The sequence below is a fragment of the Burkholderia cepacia GG4 genome, from assembly GCF_000292915.1.
Taxonomy (GTDB): Bacteria; Pseudomonadota; Gammaproteobacteria; order Burkholderiales; family Burkholderiaceae; genus Burkholderia; species Burkholderia cepacia_D.
This window is the reverse complement of the sequence record NC_018513.1, coordinates 1,943,180-1,958,103: the sequence shown is the minus strand read 5'-3', so window position 1 is coordinate 1,958,103 and position 14,924 is coordinate 1,943,180. Positions and strand designations below refer to the sequence as shown.

Sequence of the window (14,924 nt, the reverse complement as noted above, 5' to 3'; positions counted from 1 at the left end):
GATGGACTTCTCGCTGCTGCTCGACAACTTGCCGTACCTGCTCGTCGGCGCGTTCCCGGACGGCCCGCTCGGCGGCGCCGCGCTGTCGCTCGTGCTGGCGATCGCGTCGGCTATCGCGTCGGCCGTGCTGGGCGTGGCGCTCGGCGTCGCGATGACGCTCGCGCGCGGCCCGCTGCGCGTGCTGCTGCTCGGGTTCATCGGCTTCTTCCGCGCGATTCCGGTGCTGATGCTGATCTTCTGGACGTACTTCCTGATGCCGATGCTGCTGCACATGGACGTGCCGGGGCTCGCGACGGTCGTGTGCGCGCTGGCGCTGATCGGCGGTGCCTATCTCGCGCACGCGGTGCATGCGGGCATCGTCGCGGCCGGCGACGGGCAGTGGCAGGCGGGGCTGTCGCTCGGGCTCACGCGCTGGCAGACGGTGCGCTACGTGCTGCTGCCGCAGGCGATCCGGATCATGACGCCGTCGTTCGTCAACCAGTGGGTCGCGCTCGTGAAGGACACGTCGCTTGCGTATATCGTCGGCGTGCCGGAACTGTCGTTCGTCGCGACGCAGGTGAACAACCGGCTGATGGTGTATCCGGCGCCGATCTTCCTGTTCGTCGCGGCGCTCTATCTGGTGCTGTGCACGTCGCTCGACGGCGCGGCACGCTGGCTGCTGTCGCGGCGCCCGCGCGCGGAGCGCATGACGCGGGCGACGGCGGAGCGCACGGAACCCGCGCAGTGACGGCGTGCCGCGTGCGATGCGCGCGGCCTGTTTCCGGTCATGATCGTCCGCGGCTACCCGCGGCGTGCCGCCGCGCCGCGTCGCCGTGACTCGAGCGGCGACGGGCGGGCCGGCGCGTCAGCGTCAGGAGGCGCTGTAGTGCGTATTGAAGACCGCGCGCAGCGTCGACGAGTCGGTCGCGAACTCGCCCCACAGCGGGCCGTCGCTCTGCGCGAACGCGAGCGGCGTCGTGTTGACCGACGCGAGGCGGAAGCGCCATTGCGCCGCTTCCTGGCGGAACGCGGTGAGCTGCATGTCGGACAGCCCCGTCTGCGCGTTCGCGAGCGTGACGAGCGGATCGACCGGATCGTTCGCAACGCGCACTTCGAAATGCAGGTGCGGGCCGGTGGCCGCGCCGGTCATCCCGACCGAGCCGATGCGCTGGCCCTGCTTCACGGTTTCGCCCGTCTTCAGCCCGCGCGCGTAGGCAGACAGGTGCGCGTAGTAGGTCGAATAACCGTCCGCGTGATCGACGATCACGTAGTGACCATAGCCGCCCGGATCGGTGCCGACGAACGACACGACGCCGTCGGCCGCCGCGTTGACGGGCGTGCCGGACGGCGCGGCGAGATCGACGCCCGTATGGAACGCCATCGCTTGCGACAGCGGATGGATGCGCTCGCCGAAGAACGAACTGATGCGCGTCCACTTGACGGGCATCGTGAACGCGGCCGCTTCGAGCGGCGCGCCGTCGAGCGTGTAGTACGCGCCATGATCGGCACCCGGCGCGCGGAACCAGATCGCGCCGAACGTACGGCCCGCGACGCGCAGCTCGAGCGCGGTGAGGTGCGGTGTGCCGTTGTGGGTGTCGTATGCGACGCGGTAATAGTCGCCGCGCTGCGCACCGGCGCGCATCGCGACCTTGCCGCTGACGATGTCGCCGAGCTGGATGCGCACCTCGGGCGGCACGTCGAGACGGTTCAGCGTATCCGACAGCGTGAGCTCGATGTCGCCCGCGCGCATCCCGTGCTGGTCTTCCGGCTGCGCGTACTGGAACAGGCTCGCATAGCCGAGCACGTCGTTGCGGTGCGCGCTGAGCGGCGCGAATAAACCCGGCTGCGGGTTGCGCTCGATGCGTTCGTCGTGTGCGTTGCGCTCGCCGATCGTGCGCGCGAGTTCGCTCGTCACGAAATGCTGCGCGGTAGGAAAGGGGGTGTCGGACAGCACGCGCTGCGGCAGCGCGGCCGTGCCCGAATCGACGGCGCCCGGCAGTTGCGAGACGGCGGGCAGCGCGGCGGCGAGGCCGAAGGCGGCGAGGGCGCCGAGCACGGCGGCCGGCACGAGCGCGCGCACGAGGCGCTGCGCGCGCCCGGGCGCGAAAGCATCAGGAGTTGCGGCAGGCTTGACCAAAGGTGTCCACATCCAGGAAAGCGGTTCAAAGAGGTGTGGGCAGGAGCCATCGGCGGCACATCCGTCGGGCGGCGACGGGGCGGGCGACGGGCGTGCAACAAAACAGGCCCCGCCAGGGGCCTGTATCGTTTCCGTTCGACCCAACTCGCGGGGAGGCCCGCTTCGAACGGCGGCGTGAGCTTTCCGGGTCGAACCCGGTTTATCACGCAGACGCTAAAGAAAGATGACAGCGTCAGTCTACCGATGTTCCGCGAAACGTTAAAAATTTTAAAGAGGGTCGGCTCATTCGTTTCACACTGCGGTAAATCGGGTTAAATCAGCATTTATTGCGCGGTGTTTCGTCAGACAAGCAATTATTGCGCATGGACGCGCAGCGCGACGGACGTCCTCACCGCGTCGAAACCGGCGTCGAGCATGGCTTCCGCGTCGTTCCACAGGTTGCCGCGCAACCGGTTGGTCCAGATCATCGACGCGAACACGCCTTCGAGCAGCGACACGAGATAGACGGCTGCGAGATGCACGTCGAGATCGGCGGCGATTTCGCCTGCCGCGATCGCGCGGCGCAGCAGCGCCTTCGTGATGCGCAGCATCTGCAGTTCCAGCAGCATTCGGCGCCGTTGCAGCGCGCCGTTTTCCTCGCTCTGCTCGCACTTCGTATAGAGGATGACGAGCACGCGCTGCATCGCACCGGGCTCGCCGCATTGCTGCAGGTAGTGCGACGCGGCGCGGCGCAGCGTACCGAACGCGGGCAGGCTGTCGACCGCGTCGAAACCTTCCGACGTGCGCGCGAACGCACGGTCGCACATCGCGAGACACACCTCCATCTTGTTGCGGTAGTGGCCGTACACGGCGCCCCGCGACATGCCGGCGGCCTCGGCGAGATCCGCCATCGCGGTCTGCGCGACGCCTTTCTCGAGCAGCACGAGTTCGGCGGCGTCGAGGATCCGGTGCTTGATGGCGAGCGATTCTTCCCGGGTCTTGCGGGCCATGTCTTGAATTTCCTTACAGTTCGCTGTCGTTTTATTGAGACAGTGTGACGGCCAGATTGCGACCGCATGTATTTAATCAGTCGTGACTGATTATAATCGGCCACCCTGAGCCGCCGCATTTTATCGGCGGTGAACGATCCGAGGTCACATATGAATAACAAATGCTCGTTGTCGTGCCGCCACCGGCTGGCGCCGTTCGCGCTGGCGGCCGTGCTGGCCGTGGCTGGATGCGGAAAGGGCGAGAAAGACACGGCGCCGGAGGCCATGCAGAACGCGGCGGTCGTGACGGTGCGTCCGACCGCCGTGCCGATGACCGTCGAACTGCCGGGCCGGCTCGACGCGTATCGGCAAGCGGAAGTGCGCGCGCGGGTCGCGGGCATCGTCACCGCGCGCACTTACGAGGAAGGCCAGGAAGTGACGCAGGGCGCGGTGTTGTTCCGCATCGACCCCGCGCCGCTGAAGGCGGCGCGTGACGCCGCGCAGGGCGCGCTCGCGAAGGCGCAGGCCGCCGCGCTGGCGGCGAGCGACAAGCGCCGCCGCTACGACGACCTGGTGCGCGACCGCGCGGTCAGCGAACGCGATCACACCGAGGCCGTCGCCGACGACACGCAGGCGAAGGCCGATGTCACTTCCGCGAAGGCCGAACTCTCACGCGCGCAACTGCAGCTCGACTATGCGACCGTCACCGCGCCGATCTCGGGCCGCGCCCGGCGCGCGCTCGTCACTGAAGGGGCGCTCGTCGGCCAGGACCAGGCGACGCCGCTCACGACCGTCGAGCAGCTCGACCCGATCTACGTGAATTTCTCGCAACCGGCGGTCGACGTCGACGCGTTGCGCCGCGCGGTGAAGAGCGGCCGCGCGACCGGCATCGCCCAGCACGACGTCGCGGTGACGCTGCTGCGCGCCGACGGTAGCGCGTATCCGCTGAAGGGCAAGCTGCTGTTCAGCGACCTCGCGGTCGACCCGACTACCGACACGGTCGCGATGCGCGCGCTGTTCCCGAATCCCGAGCGCGAGCTGCTGCCGGGCGCGTATGTGCGGATCGCGCTCGACGCGGCCGTCGACCAGCGTGCGATCCTCGTGCCGCGCGATGCGCTGCTGCGCACGGTCGACCGGACCTCGGTGCGCGTGGTCGGCGCGAACGGCAAGGTCAAGGACGTCGAGGTCGTCGCCGACCAGATGAGCGGCCGTGACTGGCGCATTACGCGCGGCCTCGCGGGCGGCGAGCGCGTGATCGTCGACAACGCCGCGCAGTTCGCGCCCGATACGGCCGTCAAGCCCGTCGAGAAGGCCCCGCCGACGAAGGCCGCGTCACCGGCGGCCGCCCGCCAAACCTGACCGGTTCACACACACCAACATGGCACGTTTCTTCATCGATCGCCCCGTCTTCGCGTGGGTGATCGCACTCTTCATCATGCTCGGCGGCGCGTTCGCGATTCGCGCGCTGCCCGTCGCGCAGTACCCGGACATCGCGCCGCCCGTCGTCAGCATCTATGCGACGTACCCGGGCGCGTCCGCGCAGGTCGTCGAGGAATCGGTGACTGCGCTGATCGAGCGCGAGATGAACGGCGCGCCGGGGCTGCTGTATACGTCCGCGACGAGCAGCGCCGGGATGGCGTCGCTGTACCTGACGTTCAAGCAGGGCGTCAACGCCGATCTCGCGGCCGTCGAAGTGCAGAACCGGCTGAAGACGGTCGAGGCGCGGCTGCCCGAACCCGTGCGGCGCGACGGTATCCAGGTCGAGAAGGCCGCCGACAACATCCAGCTCGTCGTGTCGCTGACGTCGGACGACGGCCGGATGACCGACGTGCAGCTCGGCGAATATGCATCGGCGAACGTGGTGCAGGCGCTGCGCCGCGTCGACGGCGTCGGCAAGGTGCAGTTCTGGGGCGCCGAATATGCGATGCGGATCTGGCCCGACCCGGTGAAGCTGGCCGGGCACGGCCTCACCGCATCGGATATCGCGTCGGCCGTGCGCGCGCACAACGCGCGCGTGACGGTCGGCGACATCGGCCGCAGCGCGGTGCCGGACAGCGCGCCGATCGCGGCGACGGTGTTCGCCGACGCGCCGCTGAAGACGCCGGCCGATTTCGGCGCGATCGCGCTGCGTGCGAAGGCCGACGGTTCCGCGCTGTTCCTGCGCGATGTCGCACGCATCGAATTCGGCGGCAACGACTACAACTACCCGTCGTACGTGAACGGCAAGGTCGCGACCGGCATGGGCATCAAGCTCGCGCCGGGCTCGAACGCGGTGTCCACCGAGAAGCGCGTGCGCGCGACGATGGACGAGTTGTCCGCGTATTTCCCGCCGGGCGTGAAGTACCAGATCCCGTACGAGACGTCGTCGTTCGTGCGCGTGTCGATGAACAAGGTCGTCACGACGCTGATCGAGGCCGGCGTGCTGGTGTTCCTCGTGATGTTCCTGTTCATGCAGAACCTGCGCGCGACGCTGATCCCGACGCTGGTCGTGCCGGTCGCGCTCGCGGGCACGTTCGGCGTGATGTATGCGGCGGGTTTCTCGATCAACGTGCTGACGATGTTCGGGATGGTGCTCGCGATCGGCATCCTCGTCGACGATGCGATCGTCGTCGTCGAGAACGTCGAGCGGCTGATGGTCGAGGAAGGGCTCGGGCCTTACGACGCCACCGTCAAGGCGATGAAGCAGATCAGCGGCGCGATCATCGGGATCACGGTCGTGCTGACGTCGGTGTTCGTGCCGATGGCGTTTTTCGGCGGCGCGGTGGGCAACATCTACCGGCAGTTCGCGCTTTCGCTCGCGGTGTCGATCGGTTTCTCGGCGTTCCTCGCGCTGTCGCTGACGCCCGCGCTGTGCGCGACGCTGCTCAAGCCCGTGTCCGGCGACCATCACGAGAAGCGCGGTTTCTTCGGCTGGTTCAACCGCTTCGTCGCACGTGCGACGCAGCGCTATGCGACGCGCGTCGGCGCGATGCTGAAGAAGCCGGTGCGCTGGCTCGTCGTATACGGTGCGCTGACCGCGGCCGCGGCGCTGATGCTCACGCAACTGCCGACCGCGTTCCTGCCGGACGAGGACCAGGGCAACTTCATGGTGATGGTGATCCGCCCGCAAGGCACGCCGCTCGCGGAAACGATGCAGAGCGTGCGCGAGGTCGAGTCGTATATCCGCAAGGACGAACCGGCTGCGTACACGTTCGCGCTCGGCGGCTTCAACCTGTACGGCGAAGGGCCGAACGGCGGGATGATCTTCGTCACGCTGAAGAACTGGAAGGACCGCAAGGCCGAGCGCGATCACGTGCAGTCGATCGTCGCGCGAATCAACGAGCGCTTCACCGGCACGCCGAACACGACGGTGTTCGCGATGAACTCGCCGGCGCTGCCCGATCTCGGTTCGTCGAGCGGTTTCGACTTCCGGCTGCAGAACCGCGGCGGGCTCGACTACGCGACGTTCAGCGCCGCGCGCGAGCAGCTGCTCGCGGCGGGCGGCAAGGACCGTGCGCTCACCGACCTGATGTTCGCGGGCACGCAGGACGCGCCGCAACTGAAGCTCGACATCGATCGCGCGAAGGCGTCGGCGCTCGGCGTGTCGATGGACGAGATCAACACGACGCTCGCGGTGATGTTCGGCTCCGACTATATCGGCGACTTCATGCACGGCACGCAGGTGCGCCGCGTGATCGTGCAGGCCGACGGGCTGCACCGGCTCGATCCGGACGACGTGAAGAAGCTGCGCGTGCGCAATGCGCGCGGCGAGATGGTGCCGCTCGCGGCGTTAGCAACGCTGCACTGGACGCTCGGGCCGCCGCAGCTCACGCGCTACAACGGCTATCCGTCGTTCACGATCAATGGCTCGGCGGCACCGGGCCACAGCAGCGGCGAAGCGATGACCGCGATCGAGCGAGTCGCCGCGAAGCTGCCGGCCGGCATCGGCTATTCGTGGTCGGGGCAGTCGTTCGAGGAGCGGCTGTCGGGCGCGCAGGCGCCGATGCTGTTCGCGCTGTCGGTGCTCGTCGTGTTCCTCGCGCTCGCGGCGCTCTACGAGAGCTGGTCGATCCCGTTCGCGGTGATGCTGGTCGTCCCGCTCGGTGTGATCGGCGCGGTGCTCGGCGTCACGCTGCGCGAGATGCCGAACGACATCTATTTCAAGGTGGGGCTGATCGCGACGATCGGGCTGTCCGCGAAGAACGCGATCCTGATCGTCGAGGTCGCGAAGGATCTGGTCGCGCAGCGCATGTCGCTCGTCGACGCCGCGCTCGAAGCCGCACGCCTGCGGCTGCGGCCGATCGTGATGACGTCGCTCGCGTTCGGCGTCGGCGTGCTGCCGCTCGCGTTCGCGTCGGGCGCCGCATCCGGCGCGCAGATGGCGATCGGCACCGGCGTGCTCGGCGGCGTGATTACCGCGACGGTGCTCGCGGTGTTCCTCGTCCCGCTGTTTTTCGTGAGCGTCGGCTGCCTGTTCGACGTCGGCCCGCGCCGGCGCGGCGGAGCGCAGCCGGCGACGATGGAGGAAGCACAATGACGGTTCACCTGAAGGCGCGCGCGACGCTGCGGACGCAGCTCGCGCTGGCCGCCGCGCTCGCGCTCGCGGGCTGCTCGCTCGCGCCGCGCTACGAGCGTCCGGCGGCGCCGGTGCCGGCTGCCTACGCGCCGGTCGACGGCAGCGCGGCGCCGGCTTCGGTCGCGGCGCCTGCCGATACCGCACTGCTCGACGACTGGCGCGCGTATTTCACCGATGCGGCACTGCAGGCCTGGATCGACGCCGCGCTCGCGAACAATCGCGACCTGCGGATCGCGGCCGGCCGGCTCGACGAAGCGCGCGCGCTATACGGCGTGCAGCGCGCGGACCTGATGCCGTCGGTCGACGCGAACCTCGGCTATGAACGTACCCGCCAGTACGACCCGGTCGTGCGCGAGAGCGCGGTGAGCGGACTGTATCGCGCGGGCGTCGGCATCAGCGCGTACGAGCTCGACCTGTTCGGCCGCGTGCGCAACCTGTCCGATGCGGCGCTCGCCGAGTATTTCGCGACGGCCGACGCGCAGCGCACGGTGCGCATCGGCGTGATTGCCGAAGTCGCGGGTGCATATGTTTCCGAACGGTCGTTGCACGAGCAACTGGCGCTGGCACAGCGCACGCTCGACGCCCGCGAGCGCATCACCGCGCTCACGCAGCGGCGCTACGCGGCCGGCACGAGCGACGCGATCGAGCTGCGTTCGGCCGAGATGCTGGTCGCATCCGCGCGCGCGTCGCAGGCCGCGCTGCAGCGCGAACATGCGCAGTCGGTGCGCGCGCTGCAATTGCTTGCCGGCGATTTCGCGCGCAACGCACCGGCCGACGGCACCGCGCTCGACACGCTCGCGATCGCGCCGGTGGCGCCCGGCGCGCCGAGCGCGTTGCTCGAACGGCGGCCGGACATCCGGCAGGCCGAGTCGCGGCTCAAGGCCGCGAACGCGCAGATCGGCGCCGCACGCGCGGCGTTCTTCCCGCGCATCGCGCTGACGACCGACTACGGTTCGGTCAGCGATGCATTCTCGAGCCTGTTCGCGGGCGGCACGAGCGTGTGGACCTTCGCGCCGCGCATCACGCTGCCGATCTTCGCGGGCGGCCGCAACCGCGCGAATCTCGACGTCGCGAACGCACGCAAGCACGTTGCGGTCGCCGAATACGAGAAAACCGTGCAGACCGCGTTCCGCGAAGTGGCCGATGCGTTCGCCGCGCGCGACTGGATCGATCGCCAGCTCGCCGCGCAGCAGGACGTCTACGCGGCCGACGGCGAGCGTCTGAGACTCGCCGAACGCCGCTATGCGGGCGGCGTCGCGACCTATCTCGAACTGCTCGACGCGCAGCGCAGCACGTACGAGTCGGGACAGGAACTGATCCGGCTCAAGGAACTCAGGCTCGCGAACGCGATTGCGCTGTATCGCGCGCTGGGCGGCGGATGGGCGCCGGCATCGGCAGCGGAAGCTGCCGCGTGAGGTCATAGCCGACCTGGTCGGTCTGGCTGCTGTCGTGTCATCGGCAGCGCTCGACGATCAACGCATCCGTGCATCGTCGTCATCCACGTTGTTTCTCCCGGCTGTCGAGCCGAAGGGTCGCCTTCGGCTCGACACGCATCCGGCGACCGAGCGCGTCGCCGCCCGGCACCAGCGCGTGCCGGATTTCCCCGTTTTCGCTTCCATGCAATCCGTCGAATAGCGTGGCGGCGCTCGGCATTGCGTGTGATTTTTAATCTCGAATTGACGTCTCGATTAATTCGCGCATTGCGAATAATTCAGGGTGGCAAAGTGTCGCGGTAAAACGTTTGTATGGATTGCGCAATCGTTTGCGCATCAAATTCAAGGTGCCGAAAATCGTTTGTTAATTTCCTCTCAGTTGAAAATCGCCAATGTTTTCGTTGCGATCAGGCAACGATGGCGGGATGCGACAGAATTTTGTCTTTTCGAATGGTCAATCTCGCCAAGCCATATCCAGCAAGGAAAAGCATGGGTTCGCCAATCTCGATTGGAAAATTTCTTTAATTTTCAGTCGGTTCCTTAAATTAAAAAAGGACTGCGGAAGAAAATATCTAAATTAAGGGCCAGCAAGAAAGAGGTCGTTGAAGGCGCGCCAAATTGACATTGTCAGACGTGATTTAACAATGCTTTACAGAATTCTTTCATTTCTATCTTGATAATGCCGCCTCGTGACGGACGGGAGCCAACCACACGCTGCCTTTTGTATCCGCCACGTCGTCCATTCCCTTTGCAATTTTCACGGAAAACGTCATGAAGAAATCCCTCCTGACCGCTGTCGCACTCGCGGCCCTGTCCACCTCGGCCTTCGCGGCGGGCACCGGCACGATCAACTTCCAGGGCGAGATCGTCGCGGGCGCATGCGGCATCGATTCGGGCTCGGTCAACCAGACCGTGCAGCTCGGCAAAGTGCCGACCCACACGTTCACGAAGGCCGGCGACAAGTCGACGCCGGTCAAGTTCAACATCGTCCTGACGGATTGCGACACCAAGGTTGCGAAGAACGCGTACTTCACGTTCACCGGCACGTCGAACTCGGCACAGCCGAAGCTGCTCGCCACGATCGGTTCGGCGTCCAACGTTGGCGTTCGCGTGCAGAGCGCATCGGGTGAAGACATCGACAACGGCGTCGAACAGGCAGCCGCGACGCAGCTGCAGAACGGCAACAACGTCGTGACCTTCGGCGCGCGCTACGAAGCGACGGCCGCCGACGTGACGCCGGGTACCGCCGACGCCGTCGCGAACTTCACGGTCCGCTACGACTAAGCATCCGTACCGGAGGAGGGGTGCACGCACCTTTCCTCCTTCTAGTGCCTTCCCGTTCCTCCCTCCCTGGATTTCCGGTAGCGCCGCGTGCGAATCAGACATTCCTTCCTTTGCGTCTCCGTGCTGGTCGTCGGCAGCCAGAGCCATGCGACGGAATTCAATTCGTCGTTCCTCGACATCGACGGCACCAGCAACGTCGACCTGTCGCAGTTCTCGCAGGCCGATTTCACGCTGCCGGGCGAATACATGCTCGACGTGCAGGTCAACGACCTGTACTACGGGCTGCAGGCGATCCAGTTCATCGCGCTCGACGCATCCGGTGCCGGCAAACCGTGCCTGGCGCCGGAACTCGTCGCGCAGTTCGGGCTGAAGCCGTCGCTCGTCAAGGACCTGCCGCGCTTCCAGGGCGGCCGTTGCGTCGACCTGGGCGCGATCGAAGGCGCGACGGTGCGTTACCTGAAAAGCGACGGCCGGCTCAAGATCACGATCCCGCAGGCCGCGCTCGAGTTCACCGATTCGAACTACCTGCCGCCGGAACGCTGGTCCGAAGGCATTCCGGGCGCAATGCTCGACTATCGCGTGATCGCGAACACGAACCGCAACTTCGGTTCGGGCGGCGAACAGACGAATTCGATCCAGGCCTACGGAACGATCGGCGCGAACTGGAATGCATGGCGCTTTCGCGGCGACTACCAGGCACAGTCGAACGTGGGCGGCGAGGCCTATGCGGACCGCTCGTTCCGCTTCAGCCGGCTTTACGCATTTCGCGCGCTGCCGTCGATCCAGTCGACGGTGACGTTCGGCGACGACTACCTGACGTCGGACATTTTCGACACGTTCGCGCTGACCGGCGCGTCGATCCGCAGCGACGACCGCATGCTGCCGCCTTCGTTGCGCGGCTATGCACCGCTGATCTCGGGCGTCGCGCGCACCAACGCGACCGTGACCGTGTCGCAGGCGGGCCGCGTGCTGTACGTGACGCGCGTGTCGCCGGGCGCGTTCGCGCTGCAGAACATCAACACGAGCGTGCAGGGCACGCTCGACGTGGCCGTCCAGGAAGAGGACGGCAGCGTGCAGCGGTTCCAGGTGACGACGGCCGCGGTGCCGTTCCTCGCACGCACGGGGCAGCTGCGCTACAAGGCCGCGATCGGCAAGCCGCGCCTGTTCGGCAGCACGGGCATCACGCCGTTCTTCGGTTTCGGCGAGGCCGCGTATGGCCTGCCGCTCGACTTCACCGTCTACGGCGGTTTCATCGCCGCGTCGGGTTATACGTCGATCGCGCTCGGCGTGGGCCGCGATTTCGGCACGTTCGGCGCGGTGTCGGCCGACGTCACGCATGCGCGTGCGCGCCTGTGGTGGAACGGCGCGACGCGCAACGGCAACTCGTACCGCATCAACTATTCGAAGCACTTCGATACGCTCGATGCCGACGTGCGCTTCTTCGGCTATCGCTTTTCGGAGCGTGAATACACGAACTTCGCGCAGTTCTCGGGCGACCCGACCGCGTACGGCCTCGCCAACAGCAAGCAGCGCTACTCGGCGACGATGTCGAAGCGCTTCGGCGACACGTCGACCTATTTCTCGTACGACCAGACGACCTACTGGGCGCGCTCGTCCGAGCAGCGCATCGGCCTCACGCTGACGCGTGCGTTCTCGATCGGCACGCTGCGCAACCTGAACGTCAGCCTGTCGGCGTTTCGCACGCAAAGCGCGGGCGCGAGCGGCAACCAGTTCTCGGTGACGGCGTCGCTGCCGATCGGCAGCCGTCATACCGTCACGTCGAACCTGACGACGGGCGGCGGCAGCACCAGCGCCAACGCGGGCTACATCTACGACGATCCGGACGGTCGCACCTACCAGATCAACGCGGGCGCGACCGACGGCCGCGCATCGGCGAACGCGAGCTTCCGCGAGCGCACGTCGACGTACCAGCTGACCGCACAGGCATCGACGGTCGCGAACGCGTATGCGGCCGCGTCGCTCGAGGTCGACGGCTCGTTCGTTGCGACGCAGTACGGGCTGGCCGCGCACGCGAACGGCAACGCGGGCGATACGCGTCTGCTGGTGTCGACCGACGGCGTGCGCGACGTGCCGCTGTCCGGCACGCTCACGCATACCGACTCGCGCGGCTACGCGGTGCTCGACGGCATCTCGCCGTACAACGTGTACGACGCGACCGTCAACGTCGAGAAGCTGCCGCTCGAAGTGCAGGTGTCGAACCCGATCCAGCGCATGGTGCTGACCGACGGCGCGATCGGCTTCGTCAAGTTCTCCGCCGCGCGCGGCAGCAACCTGTACCTGACGCTGACCGATGCGACCGGCAAGCCGCTGCCGTTCGGCGCCTCGGTGCAGGACGCGGCGAACGGCAAGGAGCTCGGCATCGTCGGCGAGGGCGGTGCCGCATTCCTGACCCAGGTTCAGCCGAAATCCGCGCTCGCGGTGCGTGCGGGCGAACGCACGCTGTGCACGGTGGACGTGCTGCCGAACCAGCTCCAACTCGAAGGCACGCCGATTCCGGTGACGTGCCAGACGCCCGGCGAGTCGCACGCAGCGGCCGGCCGGAACGAACGATGATTTCACGGATCCCGCGATGAACACTGCTTTCTCCCTTTCCTTCCTGCGGCGCGCTTCGGGCGTGCTCGCAGCCGCCATGACGTTGGTCGCCGGCGTCGCGCACGCGGCGATCGTGCCGGACCGCACGCGCGTGATCTTCAACGAAGGCGAACAGGCCGCGATCGTCACGATCTCGAACAAGAGCACGACGTATCCGTATCTGGTGCAGTCCTGGCTCGAGGATGCGAAGGGCAACAAGATCACGTCGCCGCTGATGGTCGTGCCGCCGCTGCAGCGCATCGAGGCGAACGAGCGCAACGTTCTGCGGATCGCGAAGCTGCCGGGCGCCAGCTTGCCGGCCGATCGCGAGTCGGTGTTCTACCTGAACATCCGCGAAGTACCGCCGAAGACCGATACGCCGAACTCGCTGCAGATCGCTCTGCATACGCAGATGAAGCTGTTTTACCGGCCGAAGGCCGTGCAGCCGGCGCGCGACGAGGACTGGACGCTGCCGATGACGCTGCGCGTCGATGCGGCCACGCACAAGCTCGTGTTCGACAACCCGACGCCGTACCACGTGACGGTGATCGAAGTGACATCGGGCGCGCAGAAGACGCCCGTGCCGATGGACCCGGTGATGGTGAACCCGATGAGCACGGCTGACGTGCCGTTCAAGGCCGCGACGCCGGCGACGCTGTTCGTCACGCATGTCGACGATTTCGGCGGCCAGGTGGCGGTCGAATACGCGTGTGACGCAGGCGCATGCAAGAGCGTGAAGAAATGAGCACCGCCCGACGCAACGCCATCGCGGCGCGGCTGCCTGCGTGGCTCAGGTGGTGCGTGCTCGCGCTGTTCGTCGCGCTGGCGCAGCCGGCGTGGGCGCTCAAGTGCGTCGCGGACAACGGCGGGATGACGCTGACCGAATCGATCGGCAACGTCGCGTCGTATCCGACCGACGCGCCGGACGGCTACGTGATCTGGGTGTCGCCGCTGCGCACGACGACCGGCTATTGCTACAAGGACATCGGCGGGCTGCAGGACTTCCCCGAGCAAATCTACTTCTACGCGAACCCGGAGCGGCAGAACCCGGCCGCGTGGGGCCTCGAAATCGGCATTCGCTTCGAGGGCACCGACTACTACGGGCGCAGCAGCCAGCCGGGCAACGGCATCGGTACGCATCGCAACGTGAAGATTTGCGAGCTGACCGATCGGCAGGTCGATGCCGGGATGTGCCCGAAATGGCCGATCAGCATCAGGTATCAAGTGGTCGTGCGCAAGAAAGGGACGTGGGTGCGGCCGCCGTCGGACATCTACGCGGTGTTCCAGTTCGACGGCGAGCGCGGGCTGAACAGCAAGGGGAGTTTCCGCTACAAGCTGAGCGGCCTGCAGAACCTGAAGCCGACGCCGTGCATGGTCGACGTGAAGGTCACGCCCGAGCCGGGCGTCGTGAAGTTCGGCCAGGTCCAGGCGACGGGCAACGGCTTCGTGCCCGCGGTGCCGCGCAGGCCGTTCAGTCTCGCGCTGACCAAGCAGTGCAGCGTGCCGGTGCGCGTGGACGGCTATTTCGAGACCTCGCAGACCGTGCAGAACGGGCTGCTCGTGCCGGACCCGAAGAGCAATTTCGGCATCGGCATCGAGGACCGCAACGGCACGGCGATCCCGTTCAACCAGCAGTTCGTGCTGGCCCAGATGCCGGGTAACGTGAGCGACCAGAGCGTGACGCTCGACGCGGTGCTGAAGGCGTTCGGGCCGCCGAAGATCGGCCCGTTCAACGGCACGGCGACGATCCGGTTGTTCATCTACTGACGTGCGCGCATGCGCACCGCAAAAAAAACGCCGGCACGCCGGCGTTTTCTTCGAACCTGCTGCGCGATGCTCAACGCACCCAGCGGCACACCTTGTGATGGTGATGCTCGAAGTGGCACACGCGGTGCGGATGCGCTTCGGCGATGGCCGGCACGAGCACGGCGGCGGCAACGGCGGCCGCGGTCAGGGTTTTCAGTAGCGTCTTCATT

At 66.9% G+C, this 14,924-nt stretch carries 11 protein-coding genes; 8 read left to right on the top strand and 3 right to left on the bottom strand.

Going from position 1 to position 14,924, the window contains the following annotated elements; genetic code table 11:
- The first annotated feature begins 1 nt into the window (after position 1).
- Entirely contained in the window at positions 2-727 is a 726-nt protein-coding gene (locus GEM_RS08920; protein WP_014897088.1) for an amino acid ABC transporter permease, read from the top strand.
- Between the two features lie 123 nt (positions 728-850).
- On the opposite strand, the gene GEM_RS08915 is transcribed toward GEM_RS08920, so the two are convergent.
- Positions 851-2,128: a M23 family metallopeptidase gene (locus GEM_RS08915; protein ID WP_014897087.1), complete on the bottom strand. Its 1,278-nt coding sequence runs from the start codon at positions 2,126-2,128 to the stop codon at positions 851-853.
- A gap of 341 nt (positions 2,129-2,469) precedes the next feature.
- Positions 2,470-3,105 (bottom strand): TetR family transcriptional regulator, encoded by a 636-nt coding sequence (locus GEM_RS08910; RefSeq protein ID WP_014897086.1) that lies wholly within the window; start codon positions 3,103-3,105, stop codon positions 2,470-2,472.
- A gap of 150 nt (positions 3,106-3,255) precedes the next feature.
- Between GEM_RS08910 and GEM_RS08905 the strand changes: the two genes are divergently transcribed.
- From GEM_RS08905 to GEM_RS08875, 7 genes are all read left to right on the top strand, one after another.
- Positions 3,256-4,443, top strand: coding sequence for a MexX/AxyX family multidrug efflux RND transporter periplasmic adaptor subunit (locus GEM_RS08905; protein WP_014897085.1), 1,188 nt, complete (start codon positions 3,256-3,258; stop codon positions 4,441-4,443).
- Between the two features lie 19 nt (positions 4,444-4,462).
- A complete protein-coding gene (locus tag GEM_RS08900) occupies positions 4,463-7,600 on the top strand; it encodes a multidrug efflux RND transporter permease subunit (protein ID WP_014897084.1) in 3,138 nt (1,045 codons plus the stop codon).
- A complete protein-coding gene (locus GEM_RS08895; RefSeq protein ID WP_014897083.1) occupies positions 7,597-9,054 on the top strand; it encodes an efflux transporter outer membrane subunit in 1,458 nt (485 codons plus the stop codon). Before GEM_RS08900 ends, GEM_RS08895 begins: the two co-directional genes overlap by 4 nt.
- A 789-nt stretch (positions 9,055-9,843) precedes the next feature.
- Positions 9,844-10,356, top strand: coding sequence for a fimbrial protein (locus GEM_RS08890; RefSeq protein ID WP_014897082.1), 513 nt, complete (start codon positions 9,844-9,846; stop codon positions 10,354-10,356).
- 120 nt (positions 10,357-10,476) lie between these two features.
- Positions 10,477-12,930 (top strand): fimbria/pilus outer membrane usher protein, encoded by a 2,454-nt coding sequence (locus GEM_RS08885; protein WP_014897081.1) that lies wholly within the window; start codon positions 10,477-10,479, stop codon positions 12,928-12,930.
- A gap of 16 nt (positions 12,931-12,946) precedes the next feature.
- Positions 12,947-13,693 carry a molecular chaperone gene (locus GEM_RS08880; RefSeq protein WP_014897080.1) on the top strand — a complete coding sequence of 249 codons (747 nt, stop codon included), beginning with the start codon at positions 12,947-12,949 and terminating at the stop codon, positions 13,691-13,693.
- Positions 13,690-14,715: a fimbrial protein gene (locus GEM_RS08875; RefSeq protein WP_014897079.1), complete on the top strand. Its 1,026-nt coding sequence runs from the start codon at positions 13,690-13,692 to the stop codon at positions 14,713-14,715. Before GEM_RS08880 ends, GEM_RS08875 begins: the two co-directional genes overlap by 4 nt.
- Before the next feature lie 70 nt (positions 14,716-14,785).
- Here GEM_RS08875 and GEM_RS31785 read toward each other — a convergent pair whose 3' ends face one another.
- Positions 14,786-14,923 (bottom strand): HHHH-motif protein, encoded by a 138-nt coding sequence (locus GEM_RS31785; protein WP_014897078.1) that lies wholly within the window; start codon positions 14,921-14,923, stop codon positions 14,786-14,788.
- Between the last annotated feature and the right edge of the window lies 1 nt (position 14,924).